The organism is Methylibium sp. T29, assembly GCF_000576205.1.
GTDB classification, from domain to species: Bacteria; Pseudomonadota; Gammaproteobacteria; order Burkholderiales; family Burkholderiaceae_C; genus Methylibium; species Methylibium petroleiphilum.
The window spans coordinates 1-19,891 of record NZ_AZND01000053.1 but is presented as its reverse complement, the minus strand read 5'-3'; the positions used below and the strand labels follow the sequence as shown (position 1 = coordinate 19,891).

Below are 19,891 nucleotides of genomic sequence, written 5' to 3'. Positions count from 1 at the left end.
GGTCGGGGGCCGCGCTGCTCGCGGCACGGGCCGCGCTGGCCGCCGGCGCTGGCCGTGTGCACCTGGTGCCGCTCGATCCGCAGTCACCGGCGCTCGATCCCATGCACCCCGAGTTGATGCACCGGCCGCTCACCGCACTGCACGATGCCCGCACGCCTCTCGAGAACGCCACGGTGGTGTGCGGCTGCGGTGGCGGCGACGCGGTGCGTGAGCACCTCCCGGGCCTGATCGCCCGTGCCGGACGCCTGCTGCTCGATGCCGATGCGCTGAACGCGGTGGCCGCCGACCCGTCGCTCGCTCGCTTGCTCGAAATGCGTGCCGGCCGCAGGCGCGCCGCCACGCTGCTGACGCCGCACCCCCTCGAGGCCTCCCGGCTGCTGGGTCTGCAGACTGCCGCGATCCAGTCCGCCCGGCTGTCGGCCGCGGAGCGGCTCGCGCAGCGATGGCACGCCACCGTCGTCCTCAAGGGATCGGGGAGCGTCATCGCGGCGCCTGGGGAAACCACGCTGATCAACGCCAGCGGCAATGCATCGCTGGCCACGGCGGGAACCGGCGATGTGCTGGCGGGCTGGATCGGCGGGCTCTGGGCGCAAGGCCTGTCAGCACGAAGCGCCGCGCTGCTGGGCACGCACACCCATGGCGCCGCGGCCGACGTCTGGTGCGCACACCAGGCGCGTCCCGGGCCGCTGGCCGCGAGCGCGCTGATTGCTCAGCTGCGGCGCTGAGCGCCGCAGCGACTCAGTGGATCGGGCCTACCGCCTCGAACGCTTCGACTTGCGCGGCGCTGCCGCGGTGTCCGCCCCAGCGCTGCGCGCAGGCTTGCGGGGAGTCTTGCTGACCGCCTTCTTGGTCGCCCGCTTGTGCTCGCGGTCGACGTCCTTCACGACCTGCAGTTCCTCGACGGCCGAAGCCGCCTTGTCACGCGGTGCCCGCGGGTTCAGCCCCGATTCGTGGACCAGTCGGAAGTCGATCTTGCGCCCGTCGAGATCGACGCGGCTCACCTGCACCCGCACCCGGCTGCCGACGACGTAGCGCACGCCGGTGCGCTCGCCGCGCAGCTCCTGTCGCGCTTCGTCGAAGCGGAAGTACTCTCCGCCGAGTTCGGTGATGTGCACCAGGCCCTCGACGTAAAGCTCGTCGAGCGTGACGAACAACCCGAAGGTCGTGACTGCGGTGACCGCGCCGCCGAACTCCTCGCCGAGGTGCTCACGCATGAACTTGCATTTCAGCCAAGCTTCGACATCGCGCGACGCCTCGTCGGCCCTCCGCTCGTTCGCGCTGCAGTGCGCGCCGGCCGCTTCCCAGGCCATCGCCTCGGCGGTCTGCTTGACGACCAGCTTGCTGGCCTGCTGCGCCTTCGAGGCCGCGGTCGGCCGAACCTTGCGCGTGTGGACGGCTGAGCTGGCGAGCTCGGTGACCTGCAGGTGGTACTTCTTGCTGCCCAGCAGAGCCTTGATCACACGGTGCACCAGCAGGTCCGGGTAGCGGCGGATCGGGCTGGTGAAGTGGGTGTAGGCCGGATAGGCCAGGCCGAAGTGACCGCTGTTGGTCGGCGTGTAGATGGCCTGCTGCATCGAGCGCAGCAGCATCGAGTGGATCTGGGTGGCGTCAGGGCGGTCCTTCGTCGCCTGCGCGATCGCCTGGAACTCACCGGGCCGGGGATCGTCGCCGATCGACAAGCCGAGGCCGAGCGCACGCAGATAGGTCTGAAGGATCGCGCGCTTCTCGGGCGTCGGGCCTTCGTGCACGCGATACAGCGAAGCGTGCTTGTGTGACGCGATGAAATCGGCCGAGCACACGTTCGCCGCCAGCATCGCCTCCTCGATCAGGCGGTGTGCGTCGTTGCGTGTGCGCGGCACAATCTTCTCGATTCGCCCGTTCTCATCGCAGACGATCTGCGTCTCGGTGGTCTCGAAGTCGACCGCGCCGCGCGTGGCGCGCGCCTTCAGCAGGGCGCGATACACCTCGTGCAGGTGCAGCAGGTGCGGCACCAACTCCTTGCGCTTCTGCGCCTCGGGCCCGCGCGTGTTGGCGAGGATCGTCGCGACTTCCGTGTACGTGAAGCGCGCATGCGAGTTGATGACGGCCGGGAAGAACTGGTAGGCGTGTACCTCGCCTGCGGCATCGACCACCATGTCGCACACCATCGCGAGGCGGTCCTCGTTGGGATTCAGCGAGCACAGCCCGTTGCTGAGCTTCTCCGGCAGCATCGGAATCACGCGCCGCGGGAAATAGACCGAGGTCGCGCGCTCGTAGGCATCGTCGTCCAGCGACTCGCCGGGCTTCACGTAGTGGCTCACGTCGGCAATGGCGACGATCAGGCGCCAGCCGTTCGGCGCCGCCCCCTTGGTCTTGCGGCCGATCGTGACCGGCTCGCAGTACACGGCGTCGTCGAAGTCCCGGGCGTCCTCGCCATCGATGGTGACCAGCGGGACGTCGGTCAGGTCGATGCGCTGCCTCTTGTCGGCTGGCCGCACCTTGTCGGGCAGCTTGGCCGTCTGCGCCAGCGTTTCGGCCGAGAAGCGGTGCGGCACCTCGTACTTGCGCACCGCGATCTCGATCTCCATGCCCGCGTCGTCGATCTCGCCGAGCACCTCTGTCACGCGGCCCAGTGGCTGCGAATGCATCGACGGCGGCTCGGTCAGCTCGACCGCGACCACCTGACCCGCGCTGGCATTGGCAATGCCATTCTTCGGGATCATGATGTCCTGGCCGTAGCGCTTGTCCTCCGGGGCGACCAGCCAGATGCCGCTCTCGTGCAGCAGGCGACCGATGATCGGCGCCTTGCGGCGTTCCAGGATCTCGAGCACCCGCCCTTCAGGCCGGCCCTTGCGGTCATAGCGGATCACCCGCACGCGGACCCGATCGCGGTGCAGAACCGCCCGCATTTCCTGCGGCGACAGATAGATGTCGGATTCGCCGTCGTCGCGCTGGACGAAGCCGTGCCCGTCGCGGTGGCCTTGGACGATACCCTCGACCTCACTCATTAGCGCAGCACCGAGTGAGGCGCTGCTTGTCTTGTCTTCGTTCTTGATGCTAAAATCTCCGGCTTCGGTACCTAGCCCAGGTGGCGGAATTGGTAGACGCACTAGTTTCAGGTACTAGCGAGTAACATCGTGGAGGTTCGAGTCCTCTCCTGGGCACCAAATCATAAAAGGCCAGCGCAGCGCGCTGGCCTTTTTGTTTTCCGCGGTCGATGGTGCGTGACCTCTCAAACCGCCAGCTTCCTCGCGAGCCCGTCGGGCCGCAGGCTGTCGTAATCCTCGAACGGCTGGTGGATCCAGGGACTGGTCGGCAGCGATTCGACATAGTAGTCCGGCGTGTAGCTCGACACACCCTTCACCCAGATCACGGACGAACGCAGTTCGCTGATCGAGGGCATGCCGCGCAGGCGATCGACCACCGCCTTCAGTGTCACCCCGGTATCGGCGAGGTCGTCGACCAGCAGGACCCGGCCGGCCAGTTCGCCCTTGGGCAGGGTGATGTAGGTCGCCAGGTCCAGCCGCCCCTGGATGGTCCCGGCGTCCGAGCGATAGGAACTGGTCGACATGATGGCCAGCGGCTTGTCGAACACCCGCGACAGCATGTCGCCGGGCCGCAGGCCGCCACGCGCCAGGCACAGGATCTGGTCGAACGCCCAGCCCGAGTTGTGCACCTTCAGTGCCAGGCGCTCGATCAGCAGGTGGTACTCGTCCCAGGAGACGTAGAGGTGCTTGCCGTCGTCGGTGAGCATGTGGCGTGGTTCCCGTGGTGTCTACCTTTGGCGCATCAGCTGGTAGGGGTGGCGTAGCAGGATGGTGTGCTCGCGATCCGGCCCCGTCGACACCATGTCGATCGGCGCGCCGATGACCTCCTGCACGCGCTCGAGATAGCGGCGGGCATTGAGTGGCAAGTCGTCCCAGCGCGTCGTGCCGACGGTGCTGCCGGTCCACCCCGGGAAGCTCTCGTAGACCGGCTTGCAGGCCACGATCTCGTCGGCGTCGAGCGGCAGGATGTCGATGCGCCGGCCATCGAGTTCGTAGCCCACGCCCATCTTGATCTCGGTCAGGCCATCGAGCACGTCGAGCTTGGTGATGCACAGGCCCGTGAGGCCGTTGATCAGGATCGAGCGCTTCATCGCCGCCGCATCCAGCCAGCCGCAGCGCCGCGGGCGGCCCGTGACGGTGCCCCGCTCCTGACCGACCGTCGACAGATGGTGCCCCACCGTGCCCGGCTCGTCCATCGGCAGCTCGGTCGGGAACGGGCCCGAGCCCACGCGTGTGGTGTAGGCCTTGGTGATGCCGAGGATGTAGTGCAGCTTGTCCGGGCCGACGCCGGACCCGGCCGCCGCATTGCCGGCCACGCAGTTGCTCGACGTGACGTAGGGGTAGGTGCCGTGGTCGATGTCGAGCAGCGTGCCCTGCGCACCCTCGAACAGAACGCTGCCGCCGGCCAGGTTGGTCTCGTGGATGCGCACGCCGACATCGGCCAGCATGGGCTTCAGCTGCTCGGCGACGTTCATTGCATGGTCGAAGATCGGCTGAAACTCGAGCGCCTCCGCCTTCAGGAAGCCCTGCAGCACGAAGTTGTGAAGTTCGAGCAGGTCGCGCAGCTTCTTCGCGAAGCGATCCGGGTGCTTCAGGTCCTGCACGCGCAACGCGCGCCGTGCGACCTTGTCCTCGTAGGCCGGGCCGATGCCCTTGCCGGTCGTCCCGATCTTGCCGGCCCCCGAGCTCTCGCGCAGCGCCTCGCGGGCCTTGTCGACCTCCACGTGGAACGGCAGGATCAGCGGGCACGACTCGCTGATGAACAGCCGCGAACGCACCTCGACGCCGGCCGCCTCCAACCGCTCGATCTCGCCGAGCAGGTGGGCCGGATCGACGACCACGCCGTTGCCGATGTAGCAGGCCACGCCGTCGCGCATCACACCCGACGGAATGAGCTGCAGCGCAGTCTTCTTGCCCTTGATCACCAGCGTGTGACCGGCGTTGTGGCCGCCCTGGAAGCGCACCACCGCCGCTGCGTGGTCGGTCAGCCAGTCGACCACCTTGCCCTTGCCCTCGTCGCCCCACTGGGTCCCGACCACCACGACGTTGTGACCGGCCTTGCTCGCTGCTTGCATTGTCTTGTCCTGAATCTGATGGCTCTCGGTCGCTGGCTTCACAGCGGCCGGACGACCCATTGGCCGCCTTTTTGCACGATCTCGCGGTCGCAGTCGAACTCCTGGACCTCGTGCTCATGTCCCGGCAGCACGCACACCACGGTCTCGCCGCCAGCCCGCAGGGCGCGGACGGCGGCGCGCAACCCGGTTTCCTCACCCCAGGGCGCACGCACCGCAGCCCGGCGCCCATCGGGGCAGGCACGTTGCACCACTTCCTTGAGATCGGCACTGAAGCCCACCGCTGGCCGGTTGCGGCCGAACACCGCACCGACCTCGTCGTAGCGCCCGCCGCGCACCAGCGAGTCGCTGGACCCGGCGCCGTAGACGGCAAAGCGCGCGCCGCTGTAGTAGGCGTAGCCGCTCAGGTCGGCAAGGTCGAAGCCGACCCGCACGTCGGGATGCGCGATCGCGGCGTGCGCGGCCAGGCGTCGCAGGTCGGCCAGCGCGGCCGTGATCAGTGGACGCTGAGGCAGCCGCGCTGCCGCGATGTCGAGCACCTCTCCATCGCCGTACAGCGAGGTCAGTGCCTGCAGCCCCTGCCGCACCTCGGCGGTGAATCCGCTGCCAAGCGCCTGCAGCGCCGTGCCGTCCTTGGCAGCGAGCGCCGCGTACACATGGTTCAGACGCGCGGGGTCGCAAGCGACACCGGCCAGCAGGCCGCGCACGATACGGGCGTCGGCCAAGTCGAGCACCAGGCCCGGGACACCCGCGGCACGCAAGCTGTCGAGCGCCAGATCCTGTACCTCGAGATCGGCCTCGAGTCCGGCATGACCGTAGAGTTCGGCGCCGAACTGCAGCGGTTCCCGGCTACCGTGCAGTCCGGCCGGCCGCGTGTGCGCCACCGGGCCGCAGTAGCACAGGCGCGTGATGCCATCGCGATTGAGCAGGTGCGCGTCGATGCGCGCCACCTGGGGCGTGGTGTCGGCACGCAGACCCAGCGTGCGGCCGCTCAGTTGATCGACCAGCTTGAAGGTCCGTAAATCCAGTTCGTGCCCGGTGCCCGTCAGCAGCGACTCGAGGTGCTCGAGCAAGGGCGGCATCACCAGTTCGTAGCCGTAGACGCGGGCCGCGTCCAGTACGGTGCGCCGCAATTCCTCGATGCGCCGCGCCTCGGAGGGCAGCACATCGGCAATGTGCTCGGGCAGCAGCCAAGCAGAGGTCATGAAAAGCCTGCGGGGTTAAAACCGCATTGTACCGGCGCCCCCAGCAGCATTCGCGCGCGATTGACCTGCGCGAACGATGATCAGCCTGCCAAAACCAGCAGCACCACCAGCCCGCCCAGCATGCTGGTCAAGCCAAGAAAACGCAGTTGCCCGTCGCTCAGCCGCGTGGCCTGCTCGAACACCCGGCGCCAGCGCTGCGGACTCAGGAAAGGCAGCAGCCCCTCGAAGACCAGCATCAGCGCCAGCGCGCTGAACAGCGTGTCCCACATGCCGGCTCCTGCGGCAACGCGCCGTCAGCCCGGACTCACCTGGCACGGGAGGAGGATGGCCCGCCCTCACCTCGCATCGCGCGGAAGAACTCGCTCTCGGGCTCGACCACCATCACGTCGGTCTTGCTGCGAAAGCTCGCCCGATAGGCCTCGAGACTGCGATAGAACTGCGCGAACTGCGGGTCGCGACCGAAGGCCTCGGCATACAGGGCCGAAGCCTTGGCATCGCCGTCACCCTTGACCTTCTGTGCATCCCGGTAGGCCTCGGCGACGATGACCTCGCGCTGCCGGTCGGCGTCGGCACGCACCTGCTCGCCTTCGGCCTGGCCGGTGGAGCGGGTCTCGTTGGCGACGCGCTTGCGCTCCGACTCCATGCGGCGGTAGACGGCCTCGGTGATGTTGGCGACGAAGTCGACCCGCTTGATCCGCACGTCAACCACCTCGATGCCGAAGCTCGTGGCGTCGTCCGACAACCGCCGCAGCACGCCCTGCATGACCTTGTCGCGCTCGGTCGAGAGCACCTGGCGCACGCTGACCTTGGTGACCTCCTCGTTCAGCGCGGCCTGGACGATCGGTGCCAGCCGCGCCTCGACATTGCGCGCATCGATGCCGCTGTTGCGGATGAATTGTCGCGGGTCCTTGATGCGCCACTTCACCAGCCAGTCGATCACCAGACTGGTCTTCTCGGCGGTGAATACCGGCCGCGTTTCAGGCTGTCGAGGCTCTGGATGCGGCGGTCGAGGAAGACCACGTTCTGGAACGGCGGGGGCAGCTTGAACTTCAGCCCCGGCTGGGCAATGACTTCCTTGATCTCGCCCAGCGCATACAGCACGGCGAACTGCCGCTGGTCGACGACGAACAGCGTGCTCGAGGCAATCATCAATGCGAGCAGAGCGCTCGCCACGATCAGACCGATGCGATTCATTCTTGTTGTTCTCCTCAACGGCTTTCGCGCTCACGCGAACGCTGGTTGTCGCGCGATCGCACATCGTTCTGTGACGTGCCGGTGCTTTCGGTGGTCGGCAGCGCGGGCGCCGGTGCGGCCGCGGCGGTCGCCCCGGCCGATTGCATCAGCTTGTCGAGCGGCAGGTACAGCAGGTTAGAGCCGGTGCGCGACTCGATCATGATCTTGCTGACGTTGGAGTACACCTCTCGCATCGTGTCCACATAGAGACGATCGCGCGTGACGGCCGGCGCCTTCTGGTACTCCGTCAGCACCTGCTTGAAGCGCGATGCATCGCCCTCGGCCTGCGCAATCACGCGCGCCTTGTAGCCCTCGGCCTCCTCGCGCAGGCGCGAGGCCGTGCCCTGCGCCTTCGGGATCACGTCGTTGGCGTAGGCCTGGCCCTCGTTCTTGAAGCGCGAGCGGTCGGCGCCGGCCTTCACGGCATCGTCGAACGCCGCCTGCACCTGCTCGGGCGGCGCCACACTCTGCACGTTGACGTTGGAAATCAGGATGCCGGTCTTCAGACGATCGAGCTGCGCCTGGATGGACTTGACGAGGTCGGTCGCGATGGCATCGCGCTGCTCGTACAGCACCGAGTCCATGTTGCTGCGACCGACGATCTCGCGCACTGCGGATTCGGAGGCTAACACCACCGCCTCGTCCGCATTGCGGTTCTCGAACAGGTAGTCCTTCGAATCCTTCAGGCGGTACTGCACTGTGAAGCGGATGTCGACGATGTTCTCGTCCTGGGTCAGCATCGACGAGTCCCGCAGCCCGGTGGCCTGCACCACCGAATTGCGCCCGACCTCGACCGACCGCAACTGCGTCACGTTCACCACCTCCGCCGACTGGAACGGGTATGGGAAACGCCACTGGAAGCCGGCTTCGACCGTGTGGCTGTATCGGCCGAAGGACATCACGACGCCCTGCTGCCCTTCCTGCACGATGAAGAAGCCGCTGCCCAGCCAGATCAGCGCCACGACCGCGCCGATCAAGCCGATGCCGATACCGGCGCTGCGCAGGTCCGGCGGTGGCGAGCTGGCGCCACCGCCGTCGGGCTGCGGACTGTTCCCACCCCCTTTGCCACCGAACAGGCCGCTCAGGCGACGATTGAAGTCGCGCCAAAGCTCGTCGAGATCGGGCGGGCCGTCGTTGCGGCCGCCGGTCGCCAGCAGCCGCTCCCCACGCGCGCGCCAGACGGCGCGGCGCACGGCGCCGGACCACAGCAGCGCCAGGGCCTCGACCAGGAGTGCGGGGCGTCCCCGCGGGCGCGCTGCGCCTGCATCGTTATAGGTATTCATGCGTGTCGTTGGAGCAAGACGGAGGCGGGAATAGGATCGTGATCGGAGAGCGCGGCGTCGGCGTCGTCGCGCACCGGCGCGTCGGAGACCGAGGCACCGGGCGCACCCGCCTCGCCACCGTCGGCGAGCAGCGCCTCGCTCACCAGCGCCCGCAGCTCGGCGAGCCCCACACCGCGCAAGGCACTGACGAAGACGCGCGGGATGCGGCGTCCTCCGTCGAGTTCGAGCCGATCCACCAGCACGCGAGGCCGCTGCTCCTCGTCGAGCTGGTCGAGCTTGTTGTAGACCAGGATCTGGGGAATACCGGCCGCGTCGATCTCCGCGAGCACGCGCTCCACCTCGACCCGCTGCTCGGCCAGCACCGGGCTCGAAGCGTCGACCACATGCAGCAGCAGATCGGCATCGGCAGCCTCCTGCAGCGTGGCGGCGAAGGCCTTGACGAGCGTGTGCGGCAGATCGCGGATGAAGCCCACGGTGTCCGACAGACTGACCGAGCGCTGCGCGTCCTCGAGATAGAGCTGCCGCGTGGTGGTGTCGAGCGTCGCGAACAGTTGGTCGGCGGCGTAGCTGCGGGCCTTGACCAGCGCGTTGAACAGCGTGGACTTGCCGGCATTGGTGTAGCCGATCAGCGAGACGCGGAAGGTGCCGGCGCGCTCGCGCGAGCGCCGTTGCGTGCCGCGCTGGCGCTTCACCTTGTCGAGCCTCGCCTTGAGCGCCTTGATGCGCTCGCCGATCATGCGGCGATCGAGTTCGATCTGGCGTTCGCCCGGACCGCCACGATGACCCACGCCGCCGCGCTGGCGCTCGAGGTGGGTCCACCGGCGCACCAGCCGGTTGCTGAGGTACTGCAGCTGCGCGAGCTCGACCTGCAGCTTGCCCTCGTGGCTCTGAGCGCGCGCGGCGAAGATCTCGAGGATCAGGCCGGTTCGGTCGAGCACCTCGACGCCAAGATGGCGCTCCAGGTTGCGCTGCTGCGTCGGGGACAAGGCCTGATCGAAGATCACGCACTGGCCGCCGCTTTCGGCCACCAGCGCCTTCAGCTCGTCGGCCTTGCCCGAACCGAGGAACAGTGCGGCGTCGGGCGCCTTGCGGCGAGCGATCAGGCGCGCCACCGGCGTGTCGCCGGCCGACTCGGCCAGCAGCGCCAGTTCGTCGAGGGTGGCGTCGAAGGAGGCGCCGGCGCCGAGGTCGACACCGACCAGCACCGCCCTGGCCTCGTTGACGGCGGTGGACGCGCTCAACCTGAAACCACCAGGGTCTGGCGGCAGGCGGTCAGGCGACGAGACGGATGCCGGGAGTCCATCGAGCCGTTCAGCCCGCCGACTCCGGCGCGTCGTTGGCCTGGAAATTCACGGCCCGGCCGGGCACGACGGTGGAAATCGCGTGCTTGTAGACCATCTGGGTCACGGTGTTGCGCAACAAGACCACGTACTGGTCGAAGGACTCGATGTGCCCCTGCAGCTTGATGCCGTTCACGAGGTAGATCGAGACCGGAACGTGCTCCTTGCGAAGCAGGTTCAGGAACGGGTCTTGTAGGAGTTGCCCTTTGTTGCTCACGATATCGTCCGTGTTGTGAAGCTGTTGGAGGATGGAAGGTATCACAGGCTCCAGCCGGCGACGCCCTCAGACTACGAGTCCTTCTCCGCGAAGGGGTTCCGTGACGATTTCATCTCGATGCGCATCGGCGTGCCGCTGAGCTGGAAGTGGCTGCGGAAACGCCCCTCCAGGAAGCGCTTGTAGGCGTCGGTCACATGCTCCAGCGAGTTGCCGTGGATCACGATCACCGGCGGGTTCTGCCCGCCTTGGTGGGCGTAGCGCAGCTTGGGTCGGAAGGCGCCGGCGCGCTTGGGCTGCTGGAACTGCACCGCCTCCAGCAGCACCCGCGTCAGCACCGGCGTGGCGAGCTTCTTGGTGGCCGAGGCCCACGCGTCGGCGATCGCCTTCCACACCGGCCCCAGGCCCTGGCGCTTGATGGCGGAGATGTGCAGCACCGGCGCGAACTTCAGGAACGCCAACCGCTGCTCGATGGAGCGCTGCAGCAGTTCGCGCTGGTAGCTGTCGACCGCGTCCCACTTGTTCACCGCCAGCACCACGGCACGGCCGGAATCGAGGATATAGCCGGCGATGTGGGCGTCCTGGTCAGTCACCCCCTGGGTCGCGTCGAGCAACAGCAGCACGACATTCGCGTCGGCGATCGCCTGCAGCGTCTTGACGACCGAGAACTTCTCGATCGACTCGAACACCTTGCCCTTGCGACGCAGGCCGGCAGTGTCGATCAACTCGAACTTCTGGCCATTGCGCTCGAACGGAACGCTGATGGCGTCGCGTGTGGTGCCGGGCAGGTCGAAGGCCACCAGCCGCTCTTCACCGAGCCAGGTGTTGATCAACGTCGACTTGCCCACGTTCGGGCGACCCGCTACCGCCAGGCGGATCGGCCGATCTGGGTCGTCGAGCGCGAGATCGTCGGGCTCGTCGAACGCAAAGTCCTCCAGCGCCGCCGTCAGCAGGCTGCGGATGCCCTGCCCGTGTGCCGACGACACCGCCAGCGGCTCGCCCATGCCGAGCTCGTAGAACTCGGCCAGCTGGATGCCTTCCAGCATGCCTCGGCCTTGTTGGCAGCGAGCAGCACCTTCTTGCCGGCAGTGCGCAGGTAGCGTGCGATGTCATGGTCCTGCCCGGTGACGCCGGCGCGGACGTCGACCACGAAGATGACCACGTCGGACTCCGCCACCGCCTGGCGCGTCTGCTTGGCCATCTCCTTGTAGATGCCGCTCTCGGCCGTGGGCTCGAAGCCGCCGGTGTCGACGACGATGAACTCGCGTTCGCCGAGCCGCCCATCACCGTAATGGCGGTCGCGGGTCAGGCCGGCGAAGTCGGCCACGATCGCGTCGCGGCTCTTCGTCAGACGGTTGAACAGCGTCGACTTGCCGACGTTGGGGCGCCCCACGAGCGCCAGGACGGGTTTCATTCAGGTTCCGATCGCACTCACTCGGGCCGGAACGCGAACACCGTGCCGCGGCGGGTCACCGCGACGATGGTGGTGCCGACCTTCACCGGGGCACCGATGATGGGCTGCCCGTCGGTGGGCAAGCGCAACAGCGGCTGGCCGTTGTTGCGATCGAGGAAGTGCACCTGGCCCTCGAAATCTCCAAACACCAGCGTCGGACCCACCACCAACGGTGAACTGAGGCCGCGGTGGAGCATGCGCTCCGAGGTCCATGCGACTTCGCCGCTGGCGCGCTTCCAGGCGGTAATGCGGTCGGTGGCATCGGCCGAGAACACCAGTTGCTCGTCGGCCGCCACGCCCTGGGTCCCGCCGGTGGTCTTGGCCCAGCCGAGGGTGCCCCCTTCGACGTTGACGCAACCGACCGCGGCCTGGAAGCCGCGCACGCAGACTGCGTCGCCGACGCGCGCCGCCGGCCCGACGAGGTCGGCCAGCCGTTCGACCTCGTTGGTGCCGCGCGGCGACGCGACGGTGGTGTCCCAGCGCACGCTGCCGCGCAGCGGGTCGAGCCCGGCGAGGCGCGGACCCTGGCCGACCACCAGCGTGTCCTTCCACGGCAGCAGCACACCGGGCTGCAGCAGCGTCAACGGATCGCCGGGGCGCTGCTGGACCCACAGCTTGCGGCCATCCAGTACGTCGAAGGCCTGCACGCTGCGGTCGATGCCGAGCACGAAGACGCGCTCGCCCGCCACCAGCGGCGGTGTCACGACACGGGTGGTCAGGCGCGTGCGCCACAGCGGCTTTCCGCTGTCGAGCACGACCAGCTCGTTGCCGGTCGTCACGACGCTGGCGTAGCGCCCGTCGCTGCCCACGCCGGCGCTGAGCTTGCCGTCGGCATCGCCGCGCCAGAGCTCGCGGCCGGTGTCCGCCGCCAGGGCGACGACGCGACCATCGGAACTGGCCAGCACCACGGCACCGGCGCCGGTGGCGATGCGCAGGGGAAAGTCCACACTGCCCAGGCCCTGCGTCCACACCTGCCGGCCGGCGATCTGCGCCTTGAGCGGCTCGAGTGGTGTCGGCTTGGGCTTCTCGGGCCCGCTGGAGCAGGCGGCCAGGCCGGCAACGAGCAGCGCGGCGGCAAGGCGGCGCATCACTTCGACGCTCCCGTCGCAGCCGCTGAGGCCGCCGCAGCGGGCGCCTCAGCGGCGCCCAGCGCGGTCAGCTTGGCCTCGACCAGCCGACGGTAGTCGAGCGTCGGCGGCATCGCATCGAACGCGGCCTGATAGGCGGCACGCGCCTCGGCGGGCTTGCCCTGCGCCGTGAGGATGTCGCCGCGGCGATCGGCCGCCAGCCCTGCAAAGGACTGCGGAGGATCGGTCGGCAGTGCCTTGAGCGCCTCGTCGTACTTCTTCTCGTCGAGCAGTACGCCGGCCAGGCGCAGGCGCGCCAGCACCGCGTACTCCTTGTCGCTCGCGTTGCCGATCACCCATTCCAGGCTGGCCCGCGCCGCGTCGTTCTGGCCCTTCTCGAACTGCGCCTTCGCCGCCAGCAGGCCGGCCTGTCCAGCGAACGCCGTCGAGCCGTAGCGATCCTTCATGTCGGAGAACACGCGGGCGGCCTTGTCGGTGTCGCCGGCGATCACGGCCTTGTCGAGTTCGTCGAACAGCACGCTGGCCTTCACGGATCGGTCTCGCTGCATCCACTGCCAGCCGTTGAACGCGGCGAAACCGCCGAGCGCAATGATCAGGACCCAGGTGATCAGGTTGCCGTACTGCTTCCAGAAGTGCTTGATCGAGTCGAGCTGTTCTTGTTCTTGGAGGTCGAGATGGGTGGCCATGCGGATGCTTTGTGAGAGGCTGCGCGGCGTGCGGGGCGCGAAGCCGGGATTATGAACGGAGCAATTCGCCGGCCCAGGCCGCCGGATCGGCCAGCGGGCGCAGTACCTGGGTGGCCGCGCCCTCTCCGGCACGCAGCGGCTTGAGCGCCACCATGCCCTGCGCCAGCTCGTCGGCGCCGAAGACCAGCGCATGGCGGGCGCCGCTGGCGTCGGCCTTCTTGAACTGCGACTTCATGCTGGCCGGCCCGTCCTTGCCGGCGGGATGCAGGATGACGCTGGCGCCGTGGGCGCGCAGGGCCTCGATCAGCACCATCGCCGTCGGCAGCGCGGCAGCGGCAGGCAGCACCGCGTAGGCGTCCGGCAGCCGCGGCGGCGTCACGACGCCGACCGCGTCCAGCAGCAGCAACAGGCGCTCGATCCCCAGGCCCCAGCCGACGCCTGGCGCCGGCTTGCCGCCGAGCTGCTCGATCAGGCTGTCGTAACGGCCACCGCCTCCGACCGTCAGGGGCGCGCCCATGCGATCGGTGACCCACTCGAACACGGTGAGGTTGTAGTAGTCCATGCCGCGCACCAGCCGCGGGTTGATGCGGTAGGGCAGACCGGCGGCATCCAGCACCGCACGCACGGCATCGAAATGCGCCAGTGAGGCCTCGCCGAGGAAGTCGATGAGCCGGGGCGCCGCGTCCACCACAGCCTGCATCGCCGGCGTCTTGGTGTCGAGGATTCGCAGCGGGTTGCTGTGCAGGCGGCGCTTCGCGTCATCGTCCAGCAGGTCGGCGTGCGCCTCCAGGTGCGCGATCAGCGCCGCCCGGTGGGCACGCCGCTCTTCGGGCTGCCCCAGGCTGTTGATCTCCAGCCACAGATCACGGCCTTCGATCAGCCCGAGCTCGCGCCACAGCGCGCGGCACATCAGGATCAGCTCGGCATCGACGTCCGGGCCATGAAAGCCCAGCGCCTCGGCGCCGGCCTGATGGAACTGGCGGTAGCGGCCCTTCTGCGGGCGCTCGTGGCGGAACATCGCGCCAGGTAGTAGAGGCGTTTGCCGCCCTCGTACAGCAGCGAATGTTCGGTCACCGCCCGCACCACGCCGGCCGTGCCTTCCGGGCGCAGTGTGAGTTGGTCGCCGTTCATGCTGTCGGTGAAGGAGTACATCTCCTTCTCGACGATGTCGGTCACCTCGCCGAGCCCGCGCACGAACAGCGCCGTCGGTTCGACGATCGGTGTGCGGATCGCGGCATAGCCGTAACGCTGCATCACGCGGCGCACCGCGTCCTCGAACCATTCCCAGCGTGCCGATTCGGGCGGCAGCAGGTCGTTCATGCCCTTGACCGCACGCAGCGGCGAAGTCTCCGTCTTGGCGGCTTTCTGTTGTTCTGCCATGGTCGATGCCCACAAGGATTCAGGCCGGCCGCGGCCGGTTCGCTGGGCACACCCGAGGGGTGCGCCGGCTCGCCGCGTCAATGCGCGGCGGTGATGCTGCCGTAACGGCGCTCGATGTAGTGCTCGACGACGTTCTGGAACTCGCGCGCGATGCCCTCGCCGCGCAAGGTCATCGCCTTCTCGCCATCGATGAACACCGGCGCGGCAGGCGCCTCGCCGGTGCCGGGCAGGCTGATGCCGATATCGGCATGCTTGCTCTCGCCAGGCCCGTTGACAATGCAGCCCATCACCGCCACCTTCATGTTCTCCACGCCCGGGTAACGCGCCTTCCAGACCGGCATCTGTGCCCGCAGGAAGTCGTCGATCTGCTTGGCCAGCTCCTGGAAGGTGGTGCTGGTGGTGCGGCCGCAGCCCGGGCAGGCGGTGACGCTGGGATTGAAGGCACGCAGGCCGAGCGACTGCAGGATCTCGAGCGCCACCACCACCTCCTGCGTGCGGGCCTCGCCCGGCTGCGGCGTGAGGCTGACGCGGATGGTGTCGCCGATGCCGTCCTGCAGCAGCATCGCCAGCGCCGCGGTCGACGCCACGGTGCCCTTGGTGCCCATGCCGGCTTCGGTGAGCCCGAGGTGCAGCGGGTAATCGCACCGTCGCGCCAGTGCGCGGTAGACGCTCACGAGGTCCTGCACGCCGCTGACCTTGCAGCTGATGAGGATCTGGGACGGGTCCATGCCCAGCTCGCGCGCATATGCGGCCGACTGCAGCGCCGAGCTGATCAGCGCGTGGTACATCACCTGCTTCGCGTCCCAGGGCCGGGCGCGGGCGGCGTTCTCATCCATCAAAGCCGCCAGCAGTTCCTGATCGAGGCTGCCCCAGTTGACGCCGATGCGCACCGGCTTGTCGTGGCGCATCGCGGCCTCGATCATCATCGCGAACTGCCGGTCGCGCTTGTCGCCCTTGCCAACGTTGCCGGGATTGATGCGGTACTTCGACAGCGCGGCCGCGCAGTCCGGGAACTCGGTCAGCAGGCGGTGGCCGTTGTAGTGGAAATCGCCGATCAGCGGCACCGAGATGCCCATGCGGTCTAGCTGCTCGCGCACGTGCGGCACGGCCTGCGCCGCCTCCGGCGTGTTGACCGTGATGCGCACCAACTCCGAGCCCGCCAACGCCAGCTCCTTGACCTGGATCGCGGTCTCGATCGCATTCACCGTGTCGGTGTTGGTCATGGACTGCACGCGCACCGGGGCGTCGCCACCGACCGTCACGACATTGCTGCCCCAGACGACACGCGCCTGCAGCGAACGGCGCGCGGCAGGCTGCGCCACGTCGATCGCTTCGGCGTCACTGCGGGTCCCTGCGGACGCTACTGGCCTGTTCATTTCAGCTCCAAGCGCGCGACGTTGTCGCGCGTCGACTCGCTCAATGCGACCGGCTGGCCGCGGAAGACGATCTGGGTGGCTTCGGCATTTCCCACGGTCACGCGCAGCGGGAGCGGGCCGTCCAGACCCGCCGCCTCGCCGGCCGCCAGCGTGCGCGACAGCAGCACCTGCCCCTTCGCATCACGCACCTCGACCCAGGATTCCGCCACCGCCCGCATGGTCAGCAGGCCGCCGGCCGCGGATGCCGAGGCTGCGGTGCCGACCGGAGCCGAGAACACCGTGTCGATCACGGCCGAACCGGGTGCTGCAGCCTCGGCCTCGGACGACCCGACGGCCGACGCTCCCGCCAGCGCGGGCGATGCCGACTCGGGCGCGATCGACGTCGTCGAGGACACGGCAACGCCTGTATCGATCGGGTTGCTGGCGGCGATCTCCGGGACTGCCGAGGCGCTTGGATCGGTCGGCAGCAGCCGACCCACCCAGCCCACGGGCAGCAGGTAGACGGCCACCGCTGCCAGCACCAGGACGGCGGCCGCGATCAGCGGTGGGCTGAGGAAGCGCTGCCACTCGTCACCGTCGCTTGGCACGCCGCGATCGTGGAAGGGCTGGTTGAGGCCCCGCGCCACGTGATCGAGCCCACGGCCGGCCGACGCGGCCGTAGGCAGGAGCGACAGCACCGGCTCGGCATCGATTTTCAGTGCGCGGCACATGCTCTGCGCCAGCGCACGCGCGAAAGTGGCATCGGGCAGCTGTTCTGGGTGGTCGTTCTCGATTGCCTCCAGCTTCTGCGGCGAGACCTTCAGCGAGGCTGCGAGCACCGCGAGGTGCATCCCTTGCGATTCGCGCGCCGCGCGCAGCAGCTTCCCGGCCGTCGTGGCCGGCGGGCCGGCGTCGACCGTCCCCTCACTCATCGAACATCCCCCGCTCGAACGACGCCGCCTCGCGCGACGTGGGGTAGCTCGCACGCAGCTGGTTGCCCAGATCGCGAACGCCCTGCGGATTGGCCAGGCGGTTCTCGATGCGGGCGGCGAGCCACAGCGTCTCGGCGCTGCGCAACTCGGCGTTGTTGTTGACGCGGCGCACGTAGAAGCGCGCCCGCTCGTACTCGCCACGTCGGTACAGCACGTCGGCCAGGTTCATCGCGATCGCCGGGTTGGCCGGCTCGAGTTCGTAGGCGCGCTTGAGCGTCAGCTCGGCCAGGTCCAGCTGGCCGGCGCGTGCCTCGCAGATCCCCTGCACCAGGAAAGTCCGGTTCGGGGTGCGGTACTGCGGCGTCGCCACGGCGCGCTCGAACAGCTTTCCCGCCTCCGGGTAGCGGCCACGCTGGCACAGGAACCAGCCGTAGTTGTGCATCACGTCGCCGTCGGTGGATGCCAGCTGCAGTGCGCGCTTGAAACTGTCCTCGGCCTTCTGCTCCTCGCCCAGCGCGGCCAGCACCAGGCCTTGCAGGTTCAGCGCCTGCGGCAGATTGGGGTCGGCGGCCAGCGCCAGCTTCACCTCCGACAGGGCATTGTCGAAACGCCCCTCGGAGAAATAGGCCCCCGCAAGGTCGAGGCGGATGCGCGCGCGCTTCGCCGAGTCGGACTCCTCGTCCGTGCCGGCACCGGCGGTGGAACTGCTGCGGCCGAAGTCGTTGGGCCGGCCCTGCGCCTGGGCAACGCTCCAGACCGCGCCACACAACAGCGTCGCCAGCAGCAGTCCTCGCATCGCGTCCCTCACCCATCCGTCCCGCATCATCGTGTCGTCTCCGTGGCTGAACCCGATGGTGCAGCGTCGGCCCGGCGCTGCACCGCGCTGTCGATCGGCCGGATGGCGATCGGCGCACGCCGCATCCGTGCCTGCGCATTGGTGCGGTCCTGTACCTCGCCGGCCAGTTGGCCGCAGGCGGCGTCGATGTCATCGCCGCGAGTCCGTCGCACCGTGGTGACCAGACCCCCGTCGACCAGCAGCTGCGCGAAGGCCTGCACGCGCGCCACTGACGAACGCGTCAGCCCCGAGGCCGGGAACGGGTTGAACGGGATGAGGTTGATCTTGCAGGGCACGCGCCCCACCGGCCCGCGTTCGCCCACCAGGCGCAACAGTTCGCGCGCCTGCGCCTCACTGTCGTTGACGCCGTCGAGCATGCAGTACTCGAAGGTGATGAAGTCGCGCGGCGCCGCCTCGAGGTAGCGCTGGCAGGCCTCGAGCAGCTCCGCGATCCGGTACTTGCGGTTGAGCGGCACGAGATCGTCGCGCAGCGCGTCGGTCGGCGCATGCAGCGACACTGCCAGAGCCACCGGACAGTCCTCGCGCAGGCGGTCGATCATCGGCACCACACCGGAGGTCGATACCGTGACACGGCGACGCGACAGGCCGTAGCCGTGATCGTCGAGCATCACGCGCAGCGCCGGCAATAGCGCGGCGTAGTTCTGCAGCGGTTCACCCATGCCCATCATCACGACGTTGCTGATGACGCGCTCGGTCGTGCCCAGCCGCGCGCGCAGCTGGTGCTCGGCATGCCAGAGCTGGGCAACGATCTCGCCGGTCGACAGGTTGCGACTGAAGCCCTGGTGACCGGTCGAGCAGAAGCGGCAACCGACCGCGCAACCGGCCTGCGACGAGATGCACAACGTGCCGCGATCGTCCTCGGGGATGAACACCGTCTCGACGGCATTGCCGCCGCCCACGTCGAACAGCCACTTGACCGTGCCGTCGGCCGACACGTGCTCGCTCAGCACTGCGAGCGGCCGGACCACCACCCGCCCCGCTAGCTTCTCGCGCAGCGACTTCGCCAGATCGGACATCTGAGCGAAGTCGCTCTGGCCCTTCTGGTGGATCCAGCGGAACAGCTGAGTGGCGCGAAAACGCTTCTCGCCGAGCTGCTCGCAGAAAGCGGCCAGCGCGTCGAGATCGAATTCGAGCAGGTTGGCCGCAGTCATGGCTTGCACCGATCGGACCGTCGGGGCGCCAGGCGCCCCGCAGTCGTTCAGCGGCTGTAGACGTTCATGCCCGGGAAGAAGAACGCCACCTCGACCGCGGCGGTCTCCGGCGCGTCCGAGCCGTGCACGGCATTGGCGTCGATGCTGTCGGCGAAGTCGGCACGGATGGTGCCCTTCTCGGCCTTCTTCGGGTCCGTCGCGCCCATCAGCTCGCGGTTCTTGGCGATCGCGCCCTCGCCTTCCAGCGCCTGGATCATCACCGGGCCCGAGATCATGAACTCGACCAGGTCCTTGAAGAAAGGCCGGGCCTTGTGCACGGCGTAGAACTGCTCGGCCTCGCCGCGCGACAGGTGAACCAGCTTGGCCGCCACGATCTTCAGGCCCGCGCCCTCGAAACGGGCATAGATCTGACCGATCACGTTCTTGGCAACGGCGTCAGGCTTGATGATAGACAAGGTGCGTTCGATCGCCATATTTATTCTCCGGAATCAATGATTTAGCAGAACCTTGAATTGTAGCGCTTGAGGTCGGCGCCTCGATGTCGCTCGCAGCCTCAGCGGCGCGGTCCGCGGCCCCCACCGCCGCCCCCCACGACCCCCCCTGGCCTCCGCGCCCAC

General features: G+C 68.4%; 16 protein-coding genes, 1 tRNA gene and 3 pseudogenes. 2 read left to right on the top strand and 18 right to left on the bottom strand.

All coding sequences use genetic code 11. From position 1 onward, the window contains the following. Positions 1-725 (top strand): NAD(P)H-hydrate dehydratase (locus x551_RS09120; protein ID WP_036248229.1); only part of this gene is annotated, 725 nt, incomplete at its 5' end. Positions 726-752: 27 nt separating this feature from the next. On the opposite strand, the gene rnr is transcribed toward x551_RS09120, so the two are convergent. After that, entirely contained in the window at positions 753-2,987 is a 2,235-nt protein-coding gene (gene rnr, locus x551_RS09115) for a ribonuclease R (protein ID WP_036230123.1), read from the bottom strand. A gap of 74 nt (positions 2,988-3,061) precedes the next feature. Here rnr and x551_RS09110 point away from each other — a divergent pair. Further along, positions 3,062-3,146, top strand: a tRNA-Leu gene (locus tag x551_RS09110). Between the two features lie 65 nt (positions 3,147-3,211). On the opposite strand, the gene x551_RS09105 is transcribed toward x551_RS09110, so the two are convergent. The 17 genes and pseudogenes from x551_RS09105 to ndk form a co-directional block, all read right to left on the bottom strand. Continuing rightward, positions 3,212-3,733, bottom strand: a complete 522-nt coding sequence (locus x551_RS09105; protein ID WP_011829579.1) for a phosphoribosyltransferase family protein — start codon at positions 3,731-3,733, stop codon at positions 3,212-3,214. Between the two features lie 21 nt (positions 3,734-3,754). Then, a complete protein-coding gene (locus x551_RS09100; RefSeq protein WP_036230153.1) occupies positions 3,755-5,101 on the bottom strand; it encodes an adenylosuccinate synthase in 1,347 nt (448 codons plus the stop codon). Between the two features lie 38 nt (positions 5,102-5,139). Next, positions 5,140-6,303, bottom strand: coding sequence for an ATP phosphoribosyltransferase regulatory subunit (locus tag x551_RS09095; RefSeq protein WP_036230124.1), 1,164 nt, complete (start codon positions 6,301-6,303; stop codon positions 5,140-5,142). An 80-nt stretch (positions 6,304-6,383) separates the two neighbouring features. Continuing rightward, positions 6,384-6,572, bottom strand: a complete 189-nt coding sequence (locus tag x551_RS09090; RefSeq protein WP_036230126.1) for a DUF2065 domain-containing protein — start codon at positions 6,570-6,572, stop codon at positions 6,384-6,386. Between the two features lie 35 nt (positions 6,573-6,607). Next, positions 6,608-7,497: pseudogene (gene hflC / locus x551_RS09085) on the bottom strand (protease modulator HflC). A gap of 14 nt (positions 7,498-7,511) precedes the next feature. Then, on the bottom strand, positions 7,512-8,819 hold the full coding sequence (gene hflK, locus x551_RS09080) for an FtsH protease activity modulator HflK (RefSeq protein WP_011829584.1): 1,308 nt from the start codon (positions 8,817-8,819) through the stop codon (positions 7,512-7,514). Beyond that, positions 8,816-10,060 (bottom strand): GTPase HflX, encoded by a 1,245-nt coding sequence (gene hflX, locus x551_RS09075; RefSeq protein WP_036230127.1) that lies wholly within the window; start codon positions 10,058-10,060, stop codon positions 8,816-8,818. Before hflX ends, hflK begins: the two co-directional genes overlap by 4 nt. A 70-nt stretch (positions 10,061-10,130) precedes the next feature. Beyond that, positions 10,131-10,376: an RNA chaperone Hfq gene (gene hfq / locus x551_RS09070; protein ID WP_036230128.1), complete on the bottom strand. Its 246-nt coding sequence runs from the start codon at positions 10,374-10,376 to the stop codon at positions 10,131-10,133. 71 nt (positions 10,377-10,447) lie between these two features. Continuing rightward, positions 10,448-11,787: pseudogene (gene der, locus x551_RS09065) on the bottom strand (ribosome biogenesis GTPase Der). Positions 11,788-11,804: 17 nt separating this feature from the next. Beyond that, positions 11,805-12,914: an outer membrane protein assembly factor BamB gene (gene bamB, locus x551_RS09060; RefSeq protein ID WP_036230134.1), complete on the bottom strand. Its 1,110-nt coding sequence runs from the start codon at positions 12,912-12,914 to the stop codon at positions 11,805-11,807. Beyond that, the gene (locus x551_RS09055; RefSeq protein ID WP_036230135.1) at positions 12,914-13,600 is read right to left on the bottom strand and encodes a tetratricopeptide repeat protein; all 687 of its coding nucleotides are present in this window, start codon (positions 13,598-13,600) and stop codon (positions 12,914-12,916) included. The genes bamB and x551_RS09055 overlap by 1 nt, the downstream gene beginning before the upstream one ends. Before the next feature lie 49 nt (positions 13,601-13,649). Continuing rightward, positions 13,650-14,980: pseudogene (hisS, locus tag x551_RS09050) on the bottom strand (histidine--tRNA ligase). Positions 14,981-15,057: 77 nt separating this feature from the next. Then, on the bottom strand, positions 15,058-16,356 hold the full coding sequence (gene ispG / locus x551_RS09045) for a flavodoxin-dependent (E)-4-hydroxy-3-methylbut-2-enyl-diphosphate synthase (RefSeq protein ID WP_051495559.1): 1,299 nt from the start codon (positions 16,354-16,356) through the stop codon (positions 15,058-15,060). After that, complete coding sequence (locus tag x551_RS09040; RefSeq protein ID WP_011829592.1) at positions 16,353-17,267, bottom strand: RodZ domain-containing protein; 915 nt, start codon at positions 17,265-17,267, stop codon at positions 16,353-16,355. Before x551_RS09040 ends, ispG begins: the two co-directional genes overlap by 4 nt. After that, the gene (gene pilW / locus x551_RS09035) at positions 17,260-18,093 is read right to left on the bottom strand and encodes a type IV pilus biogenesis/stability protein PilW (RefSeq protein ID WP_231497530.1); all 834 of its coding nucleotides are present in this window, start codon (positions 18,091-18,093) and stop codon (positions 17,260-17,262) included. Before pilW ends, x551_RS09040 begins: the two co-directional genes overlap by 8 nt. Further along, on the bottom strand, positions 18,090-19,274 hold the full coding sequence (gene rlmN, locus x551_RS09030; RefSeq protein ID WP_036230136.1) for a 23S rRNA (adenine(2503)-C(2))-methyltransferase RlmN: 1,185 nt from the start codon (positions 19,272-19,274) through the stop codon (positions 18,090-18,092). Before rlmN ends, pilW begins: the two co-directional genes overlap by 4 nt. 47 nt (positions 19,275-19,321) lie before the next feature. Further along, on the bottom strand, positions 19,322-19,747 hold the full coding sequence (ndk, locus tag x551_RS09025; RefSeq protein WP_011829595.1) for a nucleoside-diphosphate kinase: 426 nt from the start codon (positions 19,745-19,747) through the stop codon (positions 19,322-19,324). Positions 19,748-19,891: the final 144 nt, after the last annotated feature.